The sequence below is a fragment of the Vescimonas sp. genome (genome assembly GCF_057856985.1).
Window position 1 is genome coordinate 310,228 of the sequence record NZ_DBLZXX010000001.1, and the last position, 23,675, is coordinate 333,902.

The following is a 23,675-nucleotide window of genomic DNA, read 5'->3' on the forward strand; positions in this document are numbered from 1 at the left end:
AGGAGATCCCTATGGAAAACTATGAGCATGGTCTGCTGTTTGACCCCGCCCTGTCTGCGGAGATCAAGGAGCGCTTCTGCTATGTGGATGCCGACCCCGAGTTCGGCAAGCGTCTGTTCTTTGAGAACTCCGGCGGCTCCCTGCGCCTGAAGGCGTCTGTGGAGGAGCAGGCCAAGTACCAGGCCTTCCCCGATTGCCCGGAACGCGTACACGCCCGCTCCAAGGAGCTCAAGCGTATCCAGCTGCGGGGCATCGACGATGTGATGCATGTGGTGTTCGGCGCCTCCGGCGGCGCGCTGCTGACGGAGATGACCGCCTCCCAGTGCATGTTCCAGATGGTGGGCGCCATTCTGGAGAACTGCCCGGGTACCAACGCCGTCACCTCCGTGCTGGAGCATCCCTCCGCCTTCGACGCCGTGAAGTACTACTGCGAAAAGACTGGCAAGGAGTTCCGTGTGGCTCAGGCCAATCCCAAAACCGGCGGCATCGACCCCGAGGAGATCCGCCGCGTGGTGGACAAGGACACCTGCCTGCTGAGCGTCATGTACGCCTCCAACATCACCGGTACCATCATGGACATGGAGGGCATCGTCCGCGCCGCCCGTGAGATCAACCCCGACATCTACATCGTCACCGATGCGGTGCAGCACGCGCCCCACGCCCCCATGGACGTGGACAAGCTGGGCTTCGACGGCGTGAACTTCGCGCCCTACAAGTTCTTCGGCACCCGCGGCATGGGCTACGGCTACGTGTCCGACCGTGTGGCCAAGCTGCCCCACCGCAAGGTGCTGCAGCGTCCCGAGGAGATCTGGGAGCTGGGTTCTCCCACCCCCGGCAACTTCGCAGCCATGAGTGCCGTGGTGGACTATGTTTGCTGGCTGGGCGGCCACTTCACCAAGGAAACCGATCGCCGCAAGCTGTTTCTGGTGGGCATGGAGCACATCCATCTGCAGGAGCGGGCTCTGCTGTATACCATGCTGGAGGGTACGGACAAGGCCGCCGGCCTGCGCCACATCCCGGGCGTCCACGTCTATGTGGACACCGAGGATCTGACGCACCGTGACCTGATCGTGGCCATGGGTATCGACGGCGTGGATATGACCAAGTGTGTGGAAGAGTATCAGAAGCGCGGCGTCACCGTGTTCGAGCGCGTGAACAGCAGCGTGTATTCCAAGCGCATCGTGGAGGGTGTGGGCCTCACCGGCGCCATCCGTGTTTCCCCGATGCACTGCCACACGGTGGAGGATATTGAGGAGTATCTGCGCATCACCAAGGAGCTGGCGGAGGAGTTCGCCAAGTAAAAGGCTCTGTCTGAAAAAGACCGCCGGATGGGAGGTTTTCCTCCTGTCCGGCGTCTTGCTTTGCCTGCCGCCCTGAACCGCCATATAACACAAAAAACACCGGAGAAAGCGTACGCTTTCTCCGGTGTTCTTTGTGTTACGAAACCTCGGTGGAGTGGGCGGCCCTGCAGCGCTCCAGATGCTCCGCCTCCTCAAAGGTGGGCACGGGGCAGGATTCCCGATAGATGATTTGGGGGGTCACGATGGTGGGACGGATGTCCGCCGCGTCCAGCCGCTGGAGGGCCAGATCGATAGCCAGCCGCACGGCGCGGTGGGTGACCTCCTCCATTTTCAGGTCCACCACCGTCATGGGCGGCGTGGATTTGGCGAAAAACTGGGGCAGGGAGGTACAGGTGGTGATGATCTGCACCTGACTGCCCACGCGATAGTCGGCCTCGATCAGCGCCCGCATCAGGCCGAAGCTCACAATGTCGTAGGTGCAGATAATGGCCTTGGGCACGTTGTGGTTCCGGATCATCTTGATGCCCAGCTCGTAGCCCGCGTCGATGTTGTTCTCACAGTAGAAGGTGCGGGAGTGGATGTCCACGCCGTACTCCTGGCAGGTCTGGCTGATGGCGCTGGCGCGCTGGTTCAGGCCCAGGTACTGGGCGGGATTGATGACCAGTCCGATGTTGGCTCCCGCCTTGCACACAGCCTGCTCCGCCGCAATGCGGCCGGAGGCATCCTGGTCGATGGACACGCAGGGGTAACCTTCCAGCACGCGGTTGTGCAGCACCACGGGGATCTTGGTCTTTCGCTTGGCCAGCGTGGCCAGATCCCCCGCGCCGGCGGAGACGATGATGGCCGCGTCGTATACGCGGCTGGACCAGAGGTCGTCCTCCAGATAGAGATTATTGGCCTCGTAGGGGCAGATGGTCAGGCTGATGGGCACGGTGTCGAACAGGATGGCTGAGTTTACCCCGTTCATGATGCTCACCAGCGTGGTCTCCAACCCCTTTTTTGGCCAGTAGATGGCGATGCGGGGCTTTTTCGGCTTGGGCGGCGCGGCCTTCCGCGCGTATCCCAGCCGCTCCGCCGTGTCGAAGATCAGCTCCTGCATCTCGGAAGAGATACGGCTCTCCACTCCCTTGCCGCTGAGCACATAGGAGACGGTGGCCACCGATGTGCCACACTGCTCCGCAATATCCTTCAGCTTAACGCCCATGTGCCGTGTACCTCCTTAATTTCTTGCTTAATTATACGTTTTTTAACCGCAAATGTCAATACTTAAATAAATTGCCCGGAAGATGCGCCGCGATTTCTGCCGATAACGGTGAAAATCTGCACAAAAACGGAGGATAAATTCTGTTGAAATTCCTGATTCTGCGCAAAACATCTTGACATCTTTAAGCGAAAACGCTATCTTTTAATTAGTTAAATTAAAATTAAGCAACAATAAGCTAACCGTATTTCAAAAGTGTACAGGAGGCATACAGAAAATGCAAAAGATCAAAGTTCTTGAGTGCGGGCCGCGTGACGGCTGGCAGAACCTCAAGAAGGTATTGCCCACGGAGGAGAAGCTCAAATACATCGACGGGCTGTTCTCCTGCGGTATCCGGAGCATGGAGATCACCTCGTTCGTCAGCCCTCGGGCCATTCCTCAGATGGTGGACGCCGGTGAGGTGGCCCGCTACTGCGTGGAGAAGTACCCCGACAAGGAGCTGGTGGCACTGATCCCCAACTTCAAGGGCGCTGAGCTGGCCCAGGCTGCCGGCCTGAAGAATCTGACATATGTGATCTCCGTCAGCGAGTCCCACAACAAAGCCAACATCAACCGCACCCACGACCAGTCCTTCGAGGAACTGCGCCGCATCCGCGAGAGCTTCCCTGAGCTGCAGCTGTGCATCGGCATGGCCACCACCTTCGGCTGCCCCTTCGAGGGTATTCCCGACCTGGACAAGGTGCTGCGCTTCGTGGAGCGCATCCGCAGCTGCGATGTGGACACCGTCTATCTGGCGGACACCATCGGCATCGCCGATCCCGCCCAGGTGCGCCGCACCGTGAAGAGCATCATAGAGCGCTTCCCCGACACCAAAATGCAGGTCCACATCCACGACACCCGCGGCATGGGGCTGGTGAACACGCTGGCGGCCATTGAGGCCGGCGTGGACACCGTGCAGTCCACTCTGGGCGGGCTGGGCGGCTGCCCCTTTGCCCCCGGCGCCTCCGGCAACACCGCCACGGAGGATCTGGTCTACATGCTCCAGCGAATGGGCTACGATACCGGCATCGACTTTGAGCGGCTGCTGGCGCTGTCCAAGGAGCAGCACGCCGAGATCGATGGCATTTACAGCGGACATCAGATGAACATCGCGGCCAAGAGCCCGTGCTGCTGACAGGAGGAACCATGAAAGCTTTACAGGATATTGTGGTACTGGACCTGACCCGTGTGCTGGCCGGTCCGTACTGCACCATGATGTTGGCGGATTTCGGCGCCGACGTGATCAAGATCGAGATCCCTGTCAAGGGCGACGACACCCGCGGCATGGGCCCGTTCGTCAACAATTCCAGTCTCTACTACGCCAACGTGAACCGCAACAAGAAGAGCGTTACGCTGAACCTGAAGGACCCCAAGGGCAAGGAGCTGTTTCTGGCCATGGTGAAGAAGGCTGACGTGGTGGTGGAGAACTACCGCCCCGGCGTCATGGACAAGCTGGGTGTGGGCTACGACGTGCTGAAGGAGGTCAATGACCGCATCATCTACGCCGCCGTCTCCGGCTTCGGCAGCTACGGCCGCAACTCCGCCCGCCCCGGGTACGACATTATCGCCCAGGCCTACGGCGGCCTGATGAGCATCACCGGCGAGCCGGACGGCGAGCCTCTGCGTGTGGGTACCGCCATCGGCGATGTGCTGGGCGGCATGAATCTGACCATCGGCGTCCTGACGGCGCTGCACGCCAGAGAACTCAGCGGAAAGGGCCAGCGCGTGGATGTGGCCCTTGTGGACAGCGTGATCTCCAGTCTGGAGACCGGTACTCAGCGCTACTTCGCCTCCGGCAAGCTGCCCCGCCGTATCGGCAATCGCTACGCCTCCGCTTATCCCTATGATTCCTTCAAGGCCAAGGACGGCAGCTTCGTCATCGGCTGCGGCAACGATAAGCTGTTCAACCTGCTGTGTACCAGGGTGCTGCACCGCGAGGACCTGCTGACCGACCCCCGCTTCCTGAACAACGCCCTGCGCTGCGAGAACCACGCCGCCCTGAAGGTGGAGATCGAGAAGTGGAGCACCACCGTGACGGCGGCGGAGGCCTACGACGCCATCAATGCCGCCGGCGTCCCCGCGTCCCCCATCAACGATCTGCACCAGATCAGCCATGACCCTCATGTCGTGGAGGACCGCCAGATGTTCATCCCCGTGAAGCATCCGGTCATCGGCGATATGCGCGTCAACGGAAACCCCGTCAAGCTGCTGGATATGATGCCGGAGGTCGTGACCTGCGCACCGGCTCTGGGCCAGCATAATGAAGAGATCTACGGCCAGCTGCTGGGTCTGGACAAAGAGCAGCTGGAGGCGCTGGCAGAGGACCACGTGATCTGATCCGGCGCTCTGTGTAGAGTTAGAGAAAGGAGTGTGTATGGAGGCAAGAAAACGACTGCGAGAACTGGTGGACGCCAAGGAGATCCTGGTCCTGCCGGGCGCATACGACGCGCTCAGCGCCAGACTGGCGGAAGCCGCGGGCTTTCCCTGCGTGTACATGACGGGCTACGGACAGTCCGCCAGCAAGCTGGGCGCACCGGATGTGGGCCTGATGACCATGAGCGAGATGGTGGAGCGGGCCAAGGATATGTGTGCGGCCGTGTCCGTTCCCGTTATCTGCGATGGCGACACCGGTTTCGGAAATGTGGTGAATCTGGTGCGTACCGTACGGGAGTATGAGAGAGCTGGAGTTGCCGCCATCCAGCTGGAGGACCAGACCACGCCCAAGAAATGCGGCCACATGCTGGGCCGGCAGGTGGTGGACGCGGAAGAAATGGTCAACAAGATCCGCGCCGCCGCAGCCGCGCGGCAGGACCCCGACTTCCTCATCATCGCCCGCACCGACGCACGTACCAACCATGGCGTGGAGGAAGCCATTCGCCGGGCCAGGCTCTATGAGCAGGCTGGGGCCGACATCATCTTCGTGGAGTCGCTGGAGAGTGTGGAGGAAATGCGCATGGTCAACGAGGCCATCGCCAAGCCCACCATCGCCAACATGGTGGAGGGCGGCAGGACTCCCTACCTTACTGCGCAGGAGCTGCAGGACTTGGGCTATCGGCTGGTGGTGTTTCCGGTATCCACCCTGTATGCGGCCATGCAGTCCGTGCTGGACGTGCTCGGCGAGCTGAAGGCTACCGGCACCGTAGATCTGAGCGCCGGAAAGATGGTGAACTTCACCCAATTCAACGACCTCATCGGCCTGCCTCTTGTGAGAGAACTGGAGGAGAACCGGTTCGACAGCGTTGCCAAAAAGCTGCGGTAAGCGAAACGTGTCCCGCCCGGCGGGACGCGGACACACAAAGTATTTAGGAGGAATCACATGAAAACGAGCAAATCTAAGATGATCCAGACAGTGATCTCACTGCTGATCATGTTCGTCGCCGGTTACTTTATCCCCACGTGGGGCCCTGTGACCAGAATGGGCGTTCAGTACCTGTGCATTATGATCGGCTGGATCTACATGAGCATCGTCACCGGCGGCCTGCTGCTGTCCTCCGTGATCGCGCTGACAGCCTGCGTGATCCCGGGCTACTACACGGCAGCCTCCATTGTATCTACCACCCTGGGCAACAGTATCACCCTGCTGATGATTTTCATCTTCATCATGGTGTACATCTTCCAGAAGACCCAGACCGGTGAGTTTCTGGTGCGCTGGCTGCTGTCCCGCAAGGTCGTCAATGGCCGTCCCTATCTGTTCACCGCGTTCTTCTTCATCGCCATCATTGTCATCGGTGCCGTCATCGGCTCCTTCGGCATCATCCTGCTGGCCATCGCCATCCTGGACGCCCTTGCGGAGGTTACAGGCATGGACAAAAAGAATGACTGGTTCCGCTTCCTCCTGCTGGCTACGGTGGCCCTTTCCGGCACCACGGAGGTGTTCTTCCCCTTCAAGCCCTACGCTGCTCTGTACATGAGCATCTTTGATGCCCAGCTCAACACCATCGGCGCCGCCTGCGACGGCAACACTTGGCTGATAACCGCCGCGATCATGGCCGTCCTGTCCTTCGTGATCCTGATGCTCCTGGCCCGTTTCGCGTTCAAGTTCGACCTCAGGCGTATGAAGGAACTGGACGTTTCTGTCCTGCAGACTCCCGAGTTCAAGAAGATGTCCAAGAAGCAGGTGATCGTGCTGATCTCCGTGATCCTCACCTTCTTCTATCCGTTCATCCTGATGCTCCTGCCTAAGGAGTCCGGCGTGTACCTGTTCCTCAACAACATCGGCCAGAACCTGTTCATGGGCTTCGTGATCTGCCTGCTCTGCCTGATCCACGTGGACGGCGAGCCCATCGCTGAGATCGGCGATGTGTTCAAGAACGGTACCAACTGGCAGATCATTTTCGCTGTCGGCTCTGTTATTGCCATCGGCGGCGCCATGGCCGCGGATGTCTGCGGTGTGGCTACCTGGCTGCTCAGCATCTTCCAGGGCGTCTTCGGCGGCATGAGCATCGTCACCGTGGTCATCATCGTGTGCCTGCTCAGCTGCATCATCACTCAGTTCTTCTCCAACTCCGCCACGGCGATCCTGTTCCTGACGGCCCTGGCCCCTCTGGCCGTGGCGTTGTATCAGGAGGGCGTTAACGTCTCCGTGTTCCCCGCCCTCATCGGTACGGGTACCCTGACGGCCTGCCTACTGCCCTCCGGCTCCGGTCAGTCCGCCATCATGCTGAGTACGGACATCTTCGCGGATGATGGCCAGCAGTGGGCGCTGTCCAAGGGCATCGTGGTCCTGGTGGCCGTTACCCTGGCTATCGTGGCCTCCGGCATCATCAGTATCTTGGTTCTGTAACGGGAGGTAGTGTAATGGACGATATTATCAAGGTCAAGCATCGCGGCAGCTTTCATGTGGGCGGCGAAAAGGTGAAGCTGGAGAATGCGCCTGTGGAGGATTTCCCCTATCAGGGCAAGTTCACCTTCCACTCTGACCCCAACGGTACCCACTGGGCTAAACAGATGTACGTGCAGTACACCGAGCTGGCCGAGCCTGTGTGCCCCTACCCCATTCTGATGTGGCACGGCGGCGGTCTCACCGGCGTTACCTGGGAGACCACTCCCGATGGCCGCGAGGGCTTCGACACCCTGTTCCTGCGCCATGGCTTCAACGTCTACGTGTCCGACGCCGTGGAGCGCGGCCGCGCCAGCTGGGCCAAGTTCCCCGAGATCAACCCCACGCCTCCCATCTTCCACTCCTACGAGTCCCGCTGGCTGAACCTGAAGATGGGCGAGACGTATCCCATCCCCTACGAGGGCAACCGTTTCCCCATTGACCACTATGACCAGCTGATGATGCAGGGCGTTCCCCGCTGGCTCACCTCCGACGAGTGGACCATCGACGCCTACTGCAAGTACATCGAGCGCATGCAGCAGCATGTGGACGGCGTCATCATCATGGTCCATAGCCAGGGTGCGCTGTATACCAAAAAGATCATGCAGAAGTACCCCGACTTCGTGAAGGCGGTGGTGTTCGTTGAGGCGGCGACGCTGCCCGCACTGGACGAGGACCTGACGGCGTTTGCCAAGATCCCCCAGCTGTACGTGTACGGCGACTTCATGAGCGAGGACTACAAGGTCGTTCACTCCTGGGCGGACTCCATCCGCAAGACAGCGCCCGCCTGGTACGCCAAGCTCAACGAGCTCCACGCGGATCACACGTGGATGAACCTGCCGGCCATGGGCATCAAGGGAAACTCCCACATGCTGATGATGGACGACAACAACGACCAGATCGCTGACATGATCAACGACTGGCTGGTGAAGAAGGTCCCCTGCGGCAGCAAATAAGCTAATTTCTCTCCTCTTTTGGTACTTTTGGGCGAAGGACCGGCGCAGCTGCAGCGCCGGTCCTTCGCCCGTTTGCGTCGGCCCGATACCCTCTCCGCCGATGATGGTGGGAGCGCTCCGGCCGTCCTTTGTGATCTTGTGTCAAACGCCGTCATAGCTGCTCCACGGGCAGCGTCACTGTAAAGGTGGAGCCCTTTCCCGGACGGGAGAATACCGTGATCTGTCCGCCGCACAGCTTTACCACCCGCTGCACGATGGACAGACCCAGGCCGTTGCCGTGGTCGCCGGAGGAGGGGGCGGCGCAGTAGAATTTCTCGAAAATGTGGCGCTGAGTCTCCTCATCCATACCCACGCCGGTGTCGGAAATGGACACGTGGGCCGCGCCCTCGCCCTGCCGCAGCACCACGGTGATCTGGCCGCCGTCGGGGGTGAAGCGGATGGCGTTGGACAGGAGGTTGGACCAGATGTGCTCCACCAGCTCCTCACTGCCGTAATATTCCACGGGATCCAGATCGCCCTCCACCGTCAGCCCTTTTTTCAGCCAGTCCCGCTCCTGCTGCCGGACGCAGCGGCGTAGCTGCTCGTCCAGACTGTACCGCGTCTTGCCGGAGATGATCTCCGTGTTTTCATACTGGGCAAGCTCCAGAATATGGGTGCTCATGGCCGCCAGACGCTGGGACTGCTGCACCACGGTGTCCGTATAGGCCCGCCGCTGCTGGGGCGTCAGGTCGTCGTTCTGCAGGAGCTTGGCGAAGCCGCGGATGGAGATCAGCGGCGTCTTGAATTCGTGGGAGAAGGTGTTCACAAAGTCCATCCGCAGCAGCGCCACGCTGGACAGCTCCTCCGCCATCTTGTTGAAGCTGCGGATGTACTCCGCCACCTCGCCCCGTGCGCCCCGCATCTCCACACGCACTGAGTAATCTCCGGCGGCCACGGCCTGCGTGGCCTGCATCAGCCGGGACAGCGGCGCCAGATACCCGCGGAAGATGAACACGGCCAGCACCACGCCCAGTACGGCGCTGATGGTCAGGATCAGGATGGGCCACAGCAGAGTATAGCCCGTGAGCTCCAGACGGACCAGCCGCTGTGCCAGCGCGACAATGCCCAGCGCCAGCACCACGTATACCACCACCAGTCCCAGCACCAGCAGGAACATAGTGCCCAGCAGCCGTACCGGCGGGTTCTCCTTTTTCACCTTAGCTCTGCGCATCTTCATCCTCCCGCAGCATGCCCATGTAGCCGAAGCCGCGGATGGTCCGCAGCTCAAAATCCCCGTTGTCCCGGAATTTCTCCCGCAGGCGGGAGATGTAGACCTCCACGGTGTGCTCGTCCACCTCGCTGTCCAGATCCCAGATGTCGTCGATGAGCTGCCGCTTGGTGAACAGTGTGCGGGGGTAGGACAACAGCTTGTATAAAAGCAGGAACTCCTTGGCGGTGAGCTGCTGGGCGCCCTGAGGCGAAACGACCTGCAGGGAGCCGCGGTCCAGAACGGTGGCTCCCACCGTCAGCCGGCGGTCCGCGCGGCTGCAATACCGCCGCAGCAGCGCCTCGATGCGCCAGAGAATCTCCTCCTCGTCCACGGGCTTTATCATGTAGTCATCGGTGCCTGCCCGAAAGCCGCGGCGCTTGTCCTCCTGCGTCACCCGGGCCGTCACCATCAGCACCGGCAGGTCACAGTTTCCCTCCCGCAGCGTCTGGGTGAAGGTGATGCCGTCCATCCGCGGCATGGTGATGTCCACCACCGCCAGATCGCACTGGTAGTGCTCCATCACCTCCAGCGCCTCCACACCGTCCCGGGCGGGGCAGGGCTCGTATCCCGCCCGCCGCAGCACCTCGCACATCAGAAAGCGGGCGCTGTCGTCGTCCTCAACTACCAGAATACGGAACATGACAATCCCTCCAGCGTTTTTCCTGAATTTTATCACATCTGCCCTCGAAAATCGAGGATTTTTTGAGCTTGCGTTGAGGTTTCTCCGGTATACTTCCCCTACAATCGGAGAAAATAGGAGGACGATCCCCATGCACAGACCTGTCTGCATCACCTACGACAGTACCTGCGACCTGACGCCCCAGCTGCTGGAGCGTTTCCGGATCCGCACGGTGCCCCTGACCATTCAGAGCGGGGAGCGGGTGTTTCCCGACGACGGGCGCTACACCTCGGCAGACCTGTACGCAGACTATCGCAGCCGCGGCACCCTGCCCAAGACGGCGGCGGTGAGTCCGGAGGAGTTCAAGTCATTTTTCGCCTCCATTCTGGCGGAGGGCTATGACATCGTACATATCGACATCAGCGCGGAGCTGTCCTGCACCTGCCAGAACGCGGTGCTGGCGGCGCAGGAGCTGACGGAGCGGGGAGAGATCCACGTGGTGGACAGCCGCCAGCTGTCCACCGGCGGCCTGCTGGCCCTCCGGGGAGCCAAGCTGCGGGATGGCGGCATGGCGGCGGCGGATATCGCGGCAGAGCTGCGTCGTCTGGCCCCTCACAGCGACACCAGCTTCGTGCTGGACACGCTGGAGTACATGTGGAAGGGCGGTCGGTGCAGCGGCGTGGCGGCGCTGGGCGCCAACCTGCTGAAGCTGAAGCCCTGCCTGGAGATGCGGGAGGGCAAGCTGGTGGTGTGCAAAAAGTACCGCGGCTCCATGGACAAGGTGTACCGCCAGTACATCGCGGAGCGGCTGGCGGGGAAGGCGGTGGTAGCCGACCACGCCTTCATCACCCACTCCGGCGAGGTGCCGGAGGAGACGCTGTCGCAGCTGACGGCGCTGGTGCGGGAGCTGGCCCCCTTCGAGGAGGTATTCGTCACTCAGGCGGGCTGCACGGTTTCCTCCCACTGCGGCCCGGGCACGCTGGGCGTGCTGTTCCTGCGGAAGGCGTGACAAAACCGGAAATAGGGTCCAGACGGCGCCGGCTCATGCCGGCGCCGTCTGGGTTTGCGTTATGGGAGAAGAAGGAGAGAAAACTTTCCACCGATCCTGCGACCCCTCTCTGAACAAAGTGTGAACAATGGCCCTGCCCCCTTGCGGACGCCCTGAAATCTGCATTATATTGAGGGAGGTGAGCTGAAAACAGAAACGGAGGAGACCGTGATGAACATACTGCTGACGCTTGATGAAAACTATCTGCTGCCCTGTAAGGTCATGCTGGATTCCTTTTTTGCCAGCAACCCCGCGGAGACGGACGTCACCGTGTACCTGCTCCACAGCGCCATCCCTGCGGAGAAGCTGGAGGAGCTGGCGTCGTTCTGCGCTGCCTTCGGCGCGGCACTGAAGCCCATCGCCGTGGACGCGGCGCTCTTTGAAAGCGCCCCCACCAGCAAGCGCTACCCTAAGGAGATGTACTACCGGCTGCTCTCTCCGCTGATCCTGCCCCGGGAGGTGGAGCGGGTGCTGTACCTCGATCCGGATATGCTCATTATCAACCCGCTGCGGCCCCTGTGGGAGCTGGATCTGTACGGCAAAGCCTTTGCAGCGGCGTCCCACACGGGGCTCACCGAGATGGCCAACGGCATCAATCAGATGCGGCTGGACACGGAGCACGAGTATTTCAACTCCGGCGTCATGCTCATCGACCTGACTGCTGCCCGCAAGCTGGTGACGGCGGAGGATGTCTTTGCCTGCGTCAGCGAGCACGAAAAGGAACTGATCCTGCCGGATCAGGACGTATTCAACATCCTCTACGGCAAGGAGACCCGGCCGGTGGAGGACGTCCTCTGGAACTACGATGTGCGGAACTACTCCAAGTATCTCATCCGCAGTACCGGTAAGCACGACCTGAGCTGGGTCATGCGGAACACGGCGGTCCTGCACTTCTGCGGCAGGAACAAGCCGTGGCACGAGGACTATAAAAACCCCTTCGGGATGCTGTACCTGCACTACATGAATCTGACCCTGCGAAAGCGGTACGCATAAAGGGTAAGGCGCCGCCGGCCGCCTCGTAGATGACAGGCGTATCCACGCCTGCGTCGCGGAATTGGGCGCAGAAATCCTGCGGCATGGGATGCCGATCAAAGAATGAAAGCGATGCAGAGTTTGTTGTTGACATTTCAACATTTATGTGATAAGCTCCGCTTGTTGAAACTTCAACATTTGCAGGAGTGGAGGACCGTCATGCAGGAGAGATTTGAGACTTTTACTGTTTTGATCAACAGGATCAGCCGCGACATACGGAAAATCAAAAATCAGGAGATGGCCGCCTATCATCTCAGAAGCATCCATGCGTCCTGCCTGTACTACATTTATTCGTTGGGCAGCGTGACCTCGGCGGAGCTGTGCGAGCATTGCGAGGAGGACAAGGCCACCATTTCCCGCGCGGTGGACTATCTGGAGACCAACGGCTTCCTCCTGCGCGATGCCGGCGCCAAGCGGTACAAAAGTCCCCTGCTCCTGACGGAGAAGGGGCGGGACACCGGCAAAAGAATTGCGGAGAAGATCGACGGCGTTCTGGAAACGATCAGCCATGCGCTCACGGAAGAGGAAAGGATCGAGTTCTACCGCAGCCTATCCACCATCAGCAGAAGCCTTGAGGCTATCGTCCAAAACAGCGAAGAATAAGGAGATGTGATGTAATTGAAAACAAGGATCATTGTTGATTCTACCGCAGATCTGGTCCCCGAGATCAAGGAGCGGGTCTATACGGTCCCCCTCACCGTTCACTTCGGGCAGGAGGAATACATCGACGGCGTGACCATCGACAACAAAACGTTTTATGAGAAGCTGGTCGAGAGTGATGTGCTGCCCACTACCAGTCAGGCGGCGCCGCACGACTTTATCAAAGAGTTTGAAAAGGCAAAGCAGGCGGGAGAGGCCGCCGTTGTCATCACCCTCGCGTCCAGATTCTCCGGCACCTATCAAAGCGCCGTGATCGCGGCGGAGGATTATGAGAATATCTATGTTGTGGACGGCGCAAGCGCGGCCATGGGCACCGGTATCCTTGTGGAGCTTGCGTTCCGGCTTCTGGACGCGGGAGCCTCCGCGCAGGAAATCGCGAAGGCTATGGAGACGGAAAAGGAAAAAATCGTCGTTGTGGCACTGGTGGACACCCTCGAATACCTCAAGCGGGGCGGCCGCATTTCAAAGACAGCCGCGTTTGCCGGAGGGGTACTGAACATCAAGCCCGTGCTTTCCGTTATTGACGGGGAGATCCGCGTACTCGGAAAAGCGCGCGGCTCTAAAATGGGCAACAACCTGCTCGTTCAGGAGATCGACAAGGCGGGCGGCATTGATTTCAGCAAGCCGGTGCTGCTTGGTTACAGCGGACTTTCCGATGCGCTTCTATTAAAGTACATCGAGGATAGCCGCCATATCTGGGAGGGTAACCTGAAAGAAGTCCGTTACACAACGGTGGGCAGCGTGATCGGGACGCATGCAGGTCCCGGCGCCGTTGTGGTGGCGTTCTTCAAGAATGACTAAAAGCAGAACAGAAGCGATGGAAGAAGCTGCCATAAAGGCGGGACTGCGCCGCATCACCGTTTCATTTGACGGTGATGCGGCGCAGTTTGGATAGCGAGGGTTGGCGGATCGCCTCGCCCGGCAGGATATGCCCCAGCGGCACCCGCGCGGCGCGGTCACGGATCTTCGGGTGCCCGACTGTTTTCCATGGGCGGCTGTGGCGCACCCGCCTGCTGTTATTTCCCGCTGTCGCCGTAGTTGGCGAGCACACGCGCGGAGGGGTCGTTCACATCGCAGCCCTTCCACGCCCTGTTGGGCATCCAGAAATCCGCGACCATCTCGCTCTGACCGGGGTAATACGTCTCGAAAATCTCGCGGTACAAAAGGGACTCCTTGGTAAAGGGTCGGGCGTGTGCATATGCCTGACGCTTTTCCTCAAATTCGCTGTCGGTGTAGCGATGCTCCGCGTAGTCCTTCAGGTAATCCACCATGGAATGACCCACCGCATCGGAAAACGCGGCTTTTTCCCGATAGAGGATGTCGTGGGGGAGGTAATCCCCCTCGAAGGCGTGGCGAAGCAGGTATTTCCCCTTTCCATACTTATTCAGCTTCAACTCCGGGTCAATGCTCATCACGTATTCCACAAAATCCAGATCGCCGAAGGGTACCCGCGCCTCCAGAGAGTTCACGGAGATGCAGCGGTCAGCCCGCAGCACATCGTACATGTGCAGCTCCCGGATGCGCTTGACCGCCTCTGCCTGGAACTCCGCCGCCGACGGGGCGAAGTCGGTGTATTTATAGCCGAACAGCTCATCGCTGATCTCGCCGGTCAGCAGCACCCGGATGTCGGTCTGCCGGTGGATCGCCCTGCAGACCAGATACATCCCCATGCTGGCGCGGATGGTGGTGATGTCGTAGGTGCCCAGCAGCGCGATCACCGTCTCCAGCGAGGCGATGACCTCCTCCGGCGTCATATAGACCTCCGTTTGTTGGCTGCCGATGTAGTCCGCCACCTCTCTGGCGTACTTCAGATCAATGGCGTCCTCGCTCATGCCGATGGCAAACGTGCGGATCGGCTGGTCAGAGCATCGCTGCGCCACCGCGCACACCAGCGAGGAGTCCAGACCGCCGCTGAGGAGGAAGCCGACCTTGGCGTCGGACACCAGCCGCTTCCGGATGCCGGCGATGAGCTTCTCGCGGATGGACGCACACACGGTCTCTATGTCGTCCCGGCAGATCTCCCTGACGGCGGTGATGTCCCGGTAGCAGACGAATTTTCCATCCTTGTAATAGTGTCCCGGCGGGAACGGCATGATCTTTCCGCAAAGCCCCACCAGGTTTTTGGGCTCGCTGGCAAAGACGGTGGCGCCGGCGGCGTCATAGCCGTAGTAGAGCGGGCGGATGCCGATGGGATCGCGGGCGGCGATATAGCTTTCCGTGTCTCCATCGTACAGGATCAGCGCAAATTCCGCGTCCAGCATCCGGAACATCTCCACGCCGTACTCCTTATACAGCGGGAGCAGGATCTCACAGTCGGAGCCGCTCTCAAAGGTATAGCCCTTCTCCTGCAGTGCCTCCCTGATCCGTTCAAATCCGTAGATCTCGCCGTTGCAGACCACATAGCTGTGACCCAGCTGGAAGGGCTGCATCCCCTCTGGCTGCAAGCCCATGATGGCGAGCCGGTGAAAGCCCAGCAGCCCTTTTCCCGTGTCCACGATACGGCTGTCGTCGGGGCCGCGGGAGAGGGTTTTGTCAAAGCACTCTTTGAACAGCGCGTAATCTGCGTCCTCGGCACAGTAGCCCATGATAGAACACATCGCATTGACCTCCTAAATAGTATCTGTGTGCAACAGGGCGAGTGCTGCGCTCGCGGTGCCGTCTCTTTTTTGCTGCGGTCACTTGACGCTGAACAGCAGATCACCGTAGGTGGGGAACGGCCACGCGCTCTCCGCCGTCAGCGTTTCCGCTTCGTCTGCGGTGACCCGCAGCTCCGTCATACGGGAGAGCATCTCATCCCGAATGAAATTTGCACCCTCGGTCACATCGCTGAGAGTCTTGAACCTGGCGATCGCGCCGTCCAGCGCATCGACACGCGTGTCGATGCTTTCAGCCACTGCCGTCAGCTTCTTGACGAGCTTCGTCTCATAGCCGCAGCGGATGTCGGGATCCAATGCCTGTTTGCCGGAAGCGTCCCGCGCCACGTCCGCGGCGTAGTGCGCCACGGCGGGCAGGATCTGCTTGCGCGCCATATCGCTCATGGTCTGTGCCTCGATGCACACCGTTTTGCAGTAGTTTTCCAGCATGATCTCATACCGGGAGCGCAGCTCCGCCTCGGTATAGACTCTCTGGGCTGTCAGCATCTCGATATTCTTCGGCTTCAAGATCTCCGGGATCGCGTCCGGCGTGGTACGCAGGTTGAGCAGGCCCCGCTTCTCCGTGGCCTCCCGGATCCACGTGTCATCGTAGCCGTTCCCGTTGAAGATGATCCGCTTGTGCGCCTTGATGGTGCGCTTGATCAGCTCGTGCAGGGCGGCGTTGAAGTCCTCCGCCTGCTCCAGCTCATCCGCGTAGAGCTTCAGCGACTGGGCTACCGCGGCATTGAGCATGATGTTGGCACAGGCGATGGAGTTAGAGGAGCCCAGCATCCGGAACTCGAATTTGTTGCCGGTGAAGGCGAAGGGAGAGGTACGGTTGCGGTCCGTGGTGTCCCGGATAAAGCGGGGGAGCACATCGACGCCCAGCTTCATTTTCTTCTTTTCCGCGCCGACGTAGGCGGAGTCCGTCTCGATGGCGTCCAGCACGGCGGTCAGCTCATCGCCGAGGAATATGGAGATCACGGCGGGAGGCGCCTCATTGGCGCCCAGCCGGTGGTCGTTTCCGGCCGTCGCAACGGAGGCTCTCAGCAGCCCCTGATAGTCGTCCACCGCCTGAATGACCGCCGCAAGGAACAGCAGGAACTGGGCGTTTTCGTGGGGAGTCTCGCCGGGGGAGAGCAGGTTGACGCCGGTATCGGTGGAGAGCGACCAGTTGTTGTGCTTACCGCTGCCGTTGACGCCGGCGAAGGGCTTCTCGTGGAGCAGGCACACCATGCCATGCTTGGCGGCTACCCGCTGCATGATCTCCATGGTCAGCTGGTTCTGGTCGGTGGCGCGGTTGGTGGTGGTATAGATGGGGGCAAGCTCGTGCTGGGCGGGAGCCACCTCATTGTGTTCCGTCTTGGCGAGGATGCCCAGCTTCCACAGCTCGGTGTTCAGCTCCTCCATAAAGGCGGCGACGCGGGGCTTGATGGAGCCGAAGTAGTGGTCGTCCAGCTCCTGCCCCTTGGGGGGCTTGGCACCGAACAGCGTCCTGCCGGTGTAGACCAGATCCCTGCGCTGCTCGTACAGCGCCTTGTCGATCAGGAAGTATTCCTGCTCCGGGCCGACAGAAGGCGTCACGTGCTTGACCTCCTCGCTGCCGAACAGCTTCAGCACCCGGAGAGCCTGCCGGTTCAGCGCCTCCATGCTGCGAAGGAGGGGCGTTTTCTTATCCAGCGCCTCTCCGCCGTAGGAGCAGAACGCCGTGGGGATGCAGAGCGTTTTGCCCTTGATGAAAGCGTAGCTGGTGGGGTCCCATGCCGTGTAGCCCCGCGCCTCGAAGGTGGCGCGCAGACCGCCGGAGGGGAAGGAGGAGGCGTCCGGCTCGCCGCGGATCAGCTCCTTGCCGGAGAATTCCATGATCACTCTGCCGTCCGGCGCGGGAGTGATAAAGCTGTCGTGCTTCTCCGCCGTGATCCCGGTCAGGGGCTGGAACCAGTGGGTGAAGTGGGTCGCGCCGTTCTCAACTGCCCAGTCCTTCATGGCGGCGGCCACCGCGTTGGCAACGGAGGGGTCCAGCTTCGTTCCCTTTTGAATGGTGTGCTTCAGGGAATGATATACTTCCCCGGACAGGCGAGCCTTCATCACGCGGCTGTCAAAGACCATGCTTCCAAATATTTCCGGTACGGTCGTCATAGTGAGTCATCCTTTCAGAAAAATAAAAAAAGAGCCACTGGCGCCACGGCAGGTACTGCCTCCGAGACGCCAATGTCTCTGAACAACGCAAAATATACATCCCGTCGCCCGGAAAGTCAACTGTCGATTTGTTGAAAATCGTTTTTTGCAGGGACACAAATTTTGGTAAATTGTAATCTTGCAAAACGGCGGCTTTTCTCGTATCTTAAAAGAAGAACGAGGATGTTCTGTGGAAAAAGTGCGCTTTTTCTGCGAACACACCTCGTTCTTTTTTCTTATTTAGGGGTTGGTGATATGAGTAAAATCGAGGGGCAGATCCGGATTCCGTCCGGCTGCGCCATCGCCGCGGTGCTCTCCAGAGAGGGGCGTCTTATGACCGGCGAGACCATCATCGAAAGCATGAAGCCCATGCACGACCGCTCCAACGGATTGGGCGGCGGCTTTGCCGCCTACGGGATCTATCCGGAGTATCGGGACTTTTTTGCGCTGCACCTGTTTCTGGAGGATCGCGCCGCCAGAAAGAACTGCGAAGCCTTCCTGCGGGAGACGATGGAGATCGTCCGCGAGGAGCGTATCCCCACAAGGAAAACGCCTGCCATTACGGATGAGCCGCTGATCTGGCGGTTCTTTGTGACGCCGCTTCGCAGCGTGCTGGCCTCCATGCAGATAGACGAGGAGGAGTGCGTGGCGCGCACCGTCATGGCGATCAACACGCAGATGAAGGGCGTGTACGTTTTTTCCAGCGGGAAGAATATGGGGGTGTTCAAGGCGGTGGGATTCCCAGAGGATGTGGGGCATTTCTACCGTTTGGAGGACTATGCGGCTTACAGCTGGACGGCGCACGGGCGGTATCCCACCAATACGCCGGGCTGGTGGGGCGGCGCGCATCCGTTCGCCCTGCTGGATCGTTCCATCGTCCACAACGGGGAAATATCCTCCTACGACGCCAATCGCCGCTTCATGGAAATGTTCGGCTACCGCTGCACCTTGCAGACGGATACCGAGGTCATCACCTATATCGCGGATTACCTTCTCCGCAGGCAGGAGCTTTCGCTGGAGGAGCTGTCCGCCGTGATCGCGGCCCCCTTCTGGTCCACCATCGAGACGAAGGGCGAGGCGGAGCAGACGAAGCTCCGGTATCTCCGCACTGTATTCTCCAGCCTTCTGATCACGGGACCCTTTTCCATCATTCTGGGCTTTACAGGCGGCTTGATGGCGCTGAACGACCGGCTGAAGCTGCGCAGTCTGGTGGTGGCGGAAAAGGACGACAAGGTGCTGATCGCCAGTGAGGAGGCGGCGATCCGGGCTATGGAGCCGGACGCGGAAAACCTGTTTGCCCCTGCCGGCGGCGAGCCGGTGATCGTTCGGGTGAAGGAGGGACGATACTGATGGGGATCGACTATATCTACCCGCAATTTGAGGTCATCCGCCGCGAGGAGCGGTGTACCAACTGCCGTATCTGCGAGAGGCAGTGCGCCAACGGGGTCCACCGGTTCGATGCGGAGAGGCAGATCATGGTCAGCGACGAGAGCAAATGCGTCAATTGCCAGCGGTGCGTCTGCTTCTGTCCCACTCATGCACTGAAGATACAAAAGAGCAGCTGCGCCCTCCGGGAAAACGACAACTGGGACGAGGATACCGTCAAGGAGCTTTACCGGCAGGCGGGGAGCGGCGGCGTGCTGCTGTCCTCCATGGGGAATCCCCGACATTTTCCGGTCTACTGGGACAAAATACTGATCAACGCCTCGCAGGTGACGAACCCACCCATTGACCCCCTGCGGGAGCCTATGGAGACGCGGGTGTTTCTGGGCAGGAAGCCGGAGCGTATGCAGAGAGAGGCGGACGGACGGCTGAACTGCGACCTGCCGCCGCAGCTCTCACTGTCCATGCCGGTTTTGTTCTCCGCCATGAGCTACGGCTCTATCAGCTACAACGCCCATGCCTGCCTTGCCAGAGCGGCGCAGGAGCTTGGCATCTGCTGCAATACCGGCGAGGGCGGGCTCCACGAGGATTTTTACGCCTACGGCGAGAACACCATCGTGCAGGTCGCCTCCGGACGGTTCGGCGTACATAAGCGGTATCTGAATGCCGGCGCCGCCATCGAGATCAAAATGGGTCAGGGCGCAAAGCCCGGTATCGGCGGACATCTGCCGGGAGCCAAGATCGTCGGCGACATTTCCCGCACCAGAATGGTGCCGGAGGGGACGGACGCCATCTCACCCGCGCCCCACCATGATATTTACTCCATTGAGGACCTGCGGCAGCTGGTCTATTCCCTGAAGGAGACGACGGCTTACCAAAAGCCTGTCATCGTCAAGGTGGCAGCCGTCCACAACATTGCGGCCATCGCCAGCGGTATTGCCCGCAGCGGCGCGGATATCATCGCCATCGACGGCTTCCGGGGCGGCACCGGCGCGGCTCCCACCCGCATCCGGGATAATGTGGGAATACCCATTGAACTGGCGCTGGCCGCGGTGGATCAGCGGCTGCGGGAGGAGGGGATACGCAATCATGTGTCCCTGATCGCCGGCGGCAGCATTCGCTCCTCCGCCGATGTGGTCAAGGCCATCGCACTGGGGGCGGACGCCTGCTACATCGGCACCGCCGCCCTGCTGGCTTTGGGCTGCCACCTGTGCAGGAGCTGCCAGACGGGGCTGTGCAGCTGGGGGATCACTACCCAGAGACCGGAGCTGGTCAAGCGTCTCGACATTGACGAGGGAAGCCGCCGGCTCGTCAACCTGATGACCGCATGGCGGCACGAGATCAAGGAGATGATGGGCGGCATGGGCATCAACTCCGTGGAGGCGCTGCGGGGAAACCGCCTGATGCTGCGGGGCGTCGGCTTGACCGACAGAGAGCTGAAAATTCTCGGAATTTCTCATGCCGGAGAATAATTTAGAATAGAAAATCGACGGGAGGCGTGGTATCATGATTCATATCGATGCGTCACAGCTGGATCATCGCCGGCTGAATGAGCAGATCCGGCACAGCCCCGGCACGCTGCGTATCACCGGATGCCTTGGGCAGAGATTCATCGGCGCAGGGGCGGAGCAAGGACGGCTGGAGATCACGGGGACGCCGGGAAATGCGCTGGGCGCCTATCTGGACGGCGCCTGCATCGAGGTGCGCGGCAACGCCCAGGACGCCGTCGGCGATACGATGAACGACGGGCGGATCATCGTCCACGGCAGCATCGGCGACGCCGCCGGATACGCCATGCGGGGCGGTGAGATCTACGTGCAGGGGGATGCCGGCTACCGCGCGGGCATCCACATGAAGGCTTACGGCGATAAAGTGCCGGCGCTGGTCATCGGCGGTAAGGCGGGAAGCTTTTTAGGAGAATATCAGGCGGGCGGGATCATCCTTGTTCTGGGACTGTCCCAAACGCGCCGCCCCATTGTGAGCAATTTCCCCTGCACCGGCATGTACGGCGGAAAGCTCTATCTGCGCTCAGACGGCAGGGGCTTGCGCCTGCCCGAGCAGGTCGATGCGCGCCCTGCCGGAGAGGACGACCTCGCCGAGATCGGGAAATATGTGGAGAACTACTGCGCGTTTTTCGGAGGGGATCGGGACGCCGTCATGGCGGCGCCCTTTACGGTGATCACACCGGACACGAAAAATCCCTATCGTCAGATGTATGTTTTGAATTGAGGAAAGCAGGTGAGAACATGAAGTACACGCCGGAAGAAGTAATGCAGTTCGTGCAGGAGGAGGACGTCAAGTTTATCCGTCTGGCCTTCTGCAACGTCTATGGAAAGCAGCACAACGTGGCGATCATGCCCGCCGAGCTCAAGCGGGCCTTCACCTACGGGATCGCCTTCGACGCCTCGGCGGTGGAGGGCTTCGGCGGCGAGATCCGCTCCGATCTGCTGCTCCACCCGGACCCCTCCACGCTGATCCAGCTTCCGTGGCGGCCGGAGCAGGGCAAGGTGGTGCGGATGTTCTGCGACATCTCCTATCCGGACGGCAGGCCCTTTGAACGGGATACGCGGAGCATCCTGAAGCGGGCGGCGGCGACCGCCGAGGCCAAGGGCTTCCGCTTTGCATTTGGCGCGGAGATGGAGTTCTATCTGTTCCGTCTGGACGAATACGGCGAGCCCACCAGGATCCCCTATGACCGGGCGGGCTACATGGACATCGCGCCGGATGACAGGGGGGAAACGATCCGCCGGGAGATCTGCCTGATGCTGGAGCGGATGGGCATTTGCCCGGAGAGCTCCCACCACGAGAGCGGCCCGGGACAAAACGAGATCGACTTCCGGTATTCGGACCCCCTCGCGGCTGCCGACAACGCCGTCACCTTCCACGCGATGGTTCGCACCGTGGCGGCGCAGAACGGGCTCTGCGCCAGCTTTTCCCCCAAGCCGCTGGCGGACTGTGACGGGAACGGGATGCACATCAACGTCTCGGTCAAATGCGACGGGAACGCCCAGCCGCTGCCCAGCGTCATTGCGGGGATCCTGGAGAACATCCGGGAGATGACGCTGTTTCTGAACCCCTGCGAGGAGTCCTACTGCCGCCTTGGCAGCGACAAAGCCCCACTCTACGTGACATGGTCGGCGGAAAACCGCTCCCAGCTGATCCGCATCCCGGCGGCGGTGGGCGAATACCGCCGCGCCGAGCTGCGCTCTGCCGACCCGATGACAAACCCGTATATTGCCTACACGCTCCTGATTTATGCCGGGATGTATGGGCTTGAGCACGACCTGCAGCTCTGCCCCGCCTCTGATTTCAACGTTTACACCGCGCCGGCCGAGGTGCTGGACGGGCTGGAAAAGCTGCCCGCCTCTCTGCCGGAGGCTGCCGCGCTGGCAGAGGCAAGCGCATTTATCCGCCGGCATCTCCCGGAGGCCGTGATCTCTGCCTATTGCCGTCCATAAGCGATCTGCCGGAAGCAGATGAAAGGAGGGGAGAACATGGTCTTTCAGGAACGGACGTACAGTGTGCTGCTCGTCACAGCCTCGGACAGCTTTACCGCAAAGATCATGCCGCTGCTCCCCGTGACGGATTACTGGCCGGTGACGACGGTACACAGCGTGGGAGAAGCGCGCCGCAAGATCGCGGAGACGTCATTTGATATTGTGCTGATCAACGCGCCGCTGCCGGATGACTTCGGGCTGCATCTGGCGGTGGACATTTGCACCGGAAGCGGTGCGGGAGTCCTCCTGCTGGTGCGGAACGATCAGTTCGACGACATCTACGCCAGAGTTGTCAGCTATGGCGTGCTCACACTGGCCAAGCCTACCGGTATGCAGATGGTGGCGCAGAACCTGCGGGTCCTTTGCGCCACCCGCGAGCGGATGCGCCAGATGGAGGCAAAGCAGGCCACGGTAGAGGAAAGGATCGAGGAGATCCGGCTGGTCAACCGCGCCAAATGGCTGCTGATCGAGTGCCTTGGCATGACAGAGCCGGAGGCGCACCGCTATATCGAAAAGCAGTCCATGGATCAGCGCATATCCAAGCGGGAGGTGGCGGAATCCGTGATCAGGACGTATAAATAGCACGAAGCTCCCGCGCGGCGATAAAAATGCCGCTTCAGCCTCTGCGGCAGACAGCAGCCTGAAGAAAGCAGGGAGCCGGTCATCTGACCGGCTCCCTGCTCTTTATCACGCCCTCAGCCAACGCCGGAGGTCCTCCGGCGTGATGGCTCCCCCGTCACATGCCTTTTTCCGCTCTTGGCCTGGCTGCTCCAAGCATGGAAATCTTCGCTGACACGCCGCGGGAATTCAGTCTTGACAAATTTGTTTTTCGAATGATACAATTACGGCAGGGGAAACAGTTTCCTCTGCCGAAATTTCATATCGATCGGACGATGGGATCGGGAGAGATCGCTTAGGCGGCGCCGAAGGGGAACGCAGAAGCTCTCAGGCAAAAGGACCGATTCCGGACGATACTCCGAAAAGGCCGGACGGAAACGCCCGACCACCGAAGGTGCAACCTCCCATAGCGGAGGGAATCTCTCAGGTAACTCAACGGGGG

General features: G+C 60.5%; 20 protein-coding genes and 2 riboswitches. Of the genes, 15 read left to right on the top strand and 5 right to left on the bottom strand.

The genetic code is table 11. The annotated features are described in order from the left end of the window. Positions 1–11 precede the first annotated feature (11 nt). Entirely contained in the window at positions 12–1,301 is a 1,290-nt protein-coding gene (locus ACZM22_RS01440) for an aminotransferase class V-fold PLP-dependent enzyme (protein ID WP_489542860.1), read from the top strand. Between the two features lie 136 nt (positions 1,302–1,437). Here the strand turns inward: ACZM22_RS01440 and ACZM22_RS01445 are convergent, their stop codons facing one another. Then, the gene (locus ACZM22_RS01445; RefSeq protein ID WP_489542861.1) at positions 1,438–2,505 is read right to left on the bottom strand and encodes a LacI family DNA-binding transcriptional regulator; all 1,068 of its coding nucleotides are present in this window, start codon (positions 2,503–2,505) and stop codon (positions 1,438–1,440) included. A gap of 274 nt (positions 2,506–2,779) precedes the next feature. On the opposite strand from ACZM22_RS01445, the gene ACZM22_RS01450 reads away from it, so the two are divergent. Genes ACZM22_RS01450 through ACZM22_RS01470 form a run of 5 tightly spaced genes read left to right on the top strand, consistent with a single transcriptional unit; the run spans position 2,780 to position 8,316 of the window. Next, positions 2,780–3,676 carry a hydroxymethylglutaryl-CoA lyase gene (locus ACZM22_RS01450; RefSeq protein ID WP_489542862.1) on the top strand — a complete coding sequence of 299 codons (897 nt, stop codon included), beginning with the start codon at positions 2,780–2,782 and terminating at the stop codon, positions 3,674–3,676. 11 nt (positions 3,677–3,687) lie between these two features. Next, the gene (locus ACZM22_RS01455; protein WP_489542863.1) at positions 3,688–4,878 is read left to right on the top strand and encodes a CaiB/BaiF CoA transferase family protein; all 1,191 of its coding nucleotides are present in this window, start codon (positions 3,688–3,690) and stop codon (positions 4,876–4,878) included. A gap of 37 nt (positions 4,879–4,915) precedes the next feature. Beyond that, on the top strand, positions 4,916–5,800 hold the full coding sequence (locus ACZM22_RS01460) for an isocitrate lyase/PEP mutase family protein (protein WP_489542864.1): 885 nt from the start codon (positions 4,916–4,918) through the stop codon (positions 5,798–5,800). A gap of 57 nt (positions 5,801–5,857) precedes the next feature. Next, positions 5,858–7,324, top strand: a complete 1,467-nt coding sequence (locus tag ACZM22_RS01465) for an SLC13 family permease (protein ID WP_489542865.1) — start codon at positions 5,858–5,860, stop codon at positions 7,322–7,324. A 14-nt stretch (positions 7,325–7,338) separates the two neighbouring features. Further along, entirely contained in the window at positions 7,339–8,316 is a 978-nt protein-coding gene (locus ACZM22_RS01470) for an alpha/beta hydrolase family protein (protein WP_489542866.1), read from the top strand. Between the two features lie 151 nt (positions 8,317–8,467). On the opposite strand, the gene ACZM22_RS01475 is transcribed toward ACZM22_RS01470, so the two are convergent. Then, positions 8,468–9,526, bottom strand: coding sequence for a HAMP domain-containing sensor histidine kinase (locus tag ACZM22_RS01475; protein WP_489542867.1), 1,059 nt, complete (start codon positions 9,524–9,526; stop codon positions 8,468–8,470). After that, the gene (locus tag ACZM22_RS01480) at positions 9,513–10,205 is read right to left on the bottom strand and encodes a response regulator transcription factor (protein ID WP_489542868.1); all 693 of its coding nucleotides are present in this window, start codon (positions 10,203–10,205) and stop codon (positions 9,513–9,515) included. The genes ACZM22_RS01475 and ACZM22_RS01480 overlap by 14 nt, the downstream gene beginning before the upstream one ends. 130 nt (positions 10,206–10,335) lie before the next feature. On the opposite strand from ACZM22_RS01480, the gene ACZM22_RS01485 reads away from it, so the two are divergent. The 4 genes from ACZM22_RS01485 (at position 10,336) to ACZM22_RS01500 (ending at position 13,725) form a co-directional block, all read left to right on the top strand. After that, on the top strand, positions 10,336–11,193 hold the full coding sequence (locus ACZM22_RS01485) for a DegV family protein (protein WP_489542869.1): 858 nt from the start codon (positions 10,336–10,338) through the stop codon (positions 11,191–11,193). 210 nt (positions 11,194–11,403) lie between these two features. Further along, entirely contained in the window at positions 11,404–12,225 is an 822-nt protein-coding gene (locus ACZM22_RS01490; RefSeq protein WP_489542870.1) for a glycosyltransferase family 8 protein, read from the top strand. 198 nt (positions 12,226–12,423) lie between these two features. Continuing rightward, positions 12,424–12,867: a MarR family winged helix-turn-helix transcriptional regulator gene (locus ACZM22_RS01495; RefSeq protein WP_417047515.1), complete on the top strand. Its 444-nt coding sequence runs from the start codon at positions 12,424–12,426 to the stop codon at positions 12,865–12,867. Positions 12,868–12,882: 15 nt separating this feature from the next. Continuing rightward, positions 12,883–13,725 carry a DegV family protein gene (locus ACZM22_RS01500; protein WP_489542871.1) on the top strand — a complete coding sequence of 281 codons (843 nt, stop codon included), beginning with the start codon at positions 12,883–12,885 and terminating at the stop codon, positions 13,723–13,725. 215 nt (positions 13,726–13,940) lie between these two features. On the opposite strand, the gene asnB is transcribed toward ACZM22_RS01500, so the two are convergent. Together asnB and ACZM22_RS01510 are read right to left on the bottom strand one after the other, a co-directional pair. Continuing rightward, positions 13,941–15,521 (bottom strand): asparagine synthase B, encoded by a 1,581-nt coding sequence (asnB, locus tag ACZM22_RS01505; protein ID WP_489542872.1) that lies wholly within the window; start codon positions 15,519–15,521, stop codon positions 13,941–13,943. Positions 15,522–15,599: 78 nt separating this feature from the next. After that, a complete protein-coding gene (locus ACZM22_RS01510) occupies positions 15,600–17,696 on the bottom strand; it encodes a glutamine synthetase III family protein (protein WP_489542873.1) in 2,097 nt (698 codons plus the stop codon). Positions 17,697–17,990: 294 nt separating this feature from the next. Here ACZM22_RS01510 and ACZM22_RS01515 point away from each other — a divergent pair, with 294 nt between their 5' ends. From ACZM22_RS01515 to ACZM22_RS01535, 5 genes are read left to right on the top strand one after another with little or no spacing between them, the layout of a single operon-like run. Further along, positions 17,991–19,085, top strand: coding sequence for a class II glutamine amidotransferase (locus tag ACZM22_RS01515; protein ID WP_489542874.1), 1,095 nt, complete (start codon positions 17,991–17,993; stop codon positions 19,083–19,085). Next, positions 19,085–20,590, top strand: a complete 1,506-nt coding sequence (locus tag ACZM22_RS01520; protein ID WP_483268565.1) for a glutamate synthase-related protein — start codon at positions 19,085–19,087, stop codon at positions 20,588–20,590. Before ACZM22_RS01515 ends, ACZM22_RS01520 begins: the two co-directional genes overlap by 1 nt. Before the next feature lie 34 nt (positions 20,591–20,624). Beyond that, complete coding sequence (locus ACZM22_RS01525) at positions 20,625–21,347, top strand: GltB/FmdC/FwdC-like GXGXG domain-containing protein (RefSeq protein ID WP_489542875.1); 723 nt, start codon at positions 20,625–20,627, stop codon at positions 21,345–21,347. A gap of 17 nt (positions 21,348–21,364) precedes the next feature. Beyond that, on the top strand, positions 21,365–22,576 hold the full coding sequence (locus tag ACZM22_RS01530; RefSeq protein WP_489542876.1) for a glutamine synthetase family protein: 1,212 nt from the start codon (positions 21,365–21,367) through the stop codon (positions 22,574–22,576). A gap of 36 nt (positions 22,577–22,612) precedes the next feature. Beyond that, entirely contained in the window at positions 22,613–23,197 is a 585-nt protein-coding gene (locus ACZM22_RS01535; protein ID WP_489542877.1) for an ANTAR domain-containing response regulator, read from the top strand. 308 nt (positions 23,198–23,505) lie between these two features. Beyond that, positions 23,506–23,586: riboswitch (glycine riboswitch) on the top strand. 3 nt (positions 23,587–23,589) lie between these two features. Further along, positions 23,590–23,674, top strand: a riboswitch (glycine riboswitch). The last annotated feature ends 1 nt before the right edge of the window (position 23,675 follow it).

Coding starts and splice junctions, on each gene's coding strand:
- ACZM22_RS01445 (WP_489542861.1), bottom strand. CDS start 2,505: ATGGGCGTTAAGCTGAAGGATATTGCGGAGCAGTGTGGCACATCGGTG.
- ACZM22_RS01535 (WP_489542877.1), top strand. CDS start 22,613: ATGGTCTTTCAGGAACGGACGTACAGTGTGCTGCTCGTCACAGCCTCG.
- ACZM22_RS01455 (WP_489542863.1), top strand. CDS start 3,688: ATGAAAGCTTTACAGGATATTGTGGTACTGGACCTGACCCGTGTGCTG.
- ACZM22_RS01460 (WP_489542864.1), top strand. CDS start 4,916: ATGGAGGCAAGAAAACGACTGCGAGAACTGGTGGACGCCAAGGAGATC.
- ACZM22_RS01465 (WP_489542865.1), top strand. CDS start 5,858: ATGAAAACGAGCAAATCTAAGATGATCCAGACAGTGATCTCACTGCTG.
- asnB (WP_489542872.1), bottom strand. CDS start 15,521: ATGTGTTCTATCATGGGCTACTGTGCCGAGGACGCAGATTACGCGCTG.
- ACZM22_RS01490 (WP_489542870.1), top strand. CDS start 11,404: ATGAACATACTGCTGACGCTTGATGAAAACTATCTGCTGCCCTGTAAG.
- ACZM22_RS01470 (WP_489542866.1), top strand. CDS start 7,339: ATGGACGATATTATCAAGGTCAAGCATCGCGGCAGCTTTCATGTGGGC.
- ACZM22_RS01525 (WP_489542875.1), top strand. CDS start 20,625: ATGATTCATATCGATGCGTCACAGCTGGATCATCGCCGGCTGAATGAG.
- ACZM22_RS01450 (WP_489542862.1), top strand. CDS start 2,780: ATGCAAAAGATCAAAGTTCTTGAGTGCGGGCCGCGTGACGGCTGGCAG.
- ACZM22_RS01475 (WP_489542867.1), bottom strand. CDS start 9,526: ATGCGCAGAGCTAAGGTGAAAAAGGAGAACCCGCCGGTACGGCTGCTG.
- ACZM22_RS01495 (WP_417047515.1), top strand. CDS start 12,424: ATGCAGGAGAGATTTGAGACTTTTACTGTTTTGATCAACAGGATCAGC.
- ACZM22_RS01485 (WP_489542869.1), top strand. CDS start 10,336: ATGCACAGACCTGTCTGCATCACCTACGACAGTACCTGCGACCTGACG.
- ACZM22_RS01510 (WP_489542873.1), bottom strand. CDS start 17,696: ATGACGACCGTACCGGAAATATTTGGAAGCATGGTCTTTGACAGCCGC.
- ACZM22_RS01520 (WP_483268565.1), top strand. CDS start 19,085: ATGGGGATCGACTATATCTACCCGCAATTTGAGGTCATCCGCCGCGAG.
- ACZM22_RS01480 (WP_489542868.1), bottom strand. CDS start 10,205: ATGTTCCGTATTCTGGTAGTTGAGGACGACGACAGCGCCCGCTTTCTG.
- ACZM22_RS01440 (WP_489542860.1), top strand. CDS start 12: ATGGAAAACTATGAGCATGGTCTGCTGTTTGACCCCGCCCTGTCTGCG.
- ACZM22_RS01515 (WP_489542874.1), top strand. CDS start 17,991: ATGAGTAAAATCGAGGGGCAGATCCGGATTCCGTCCGGCTGCGCCATC.
- ACZM22_RS01530 (WP_489542876.1), top strand. CDS start 21,365: ATGAAGTACACGCCGGAAGAAGTAATGCAGTTCGTGCAGGAGGAGGAC.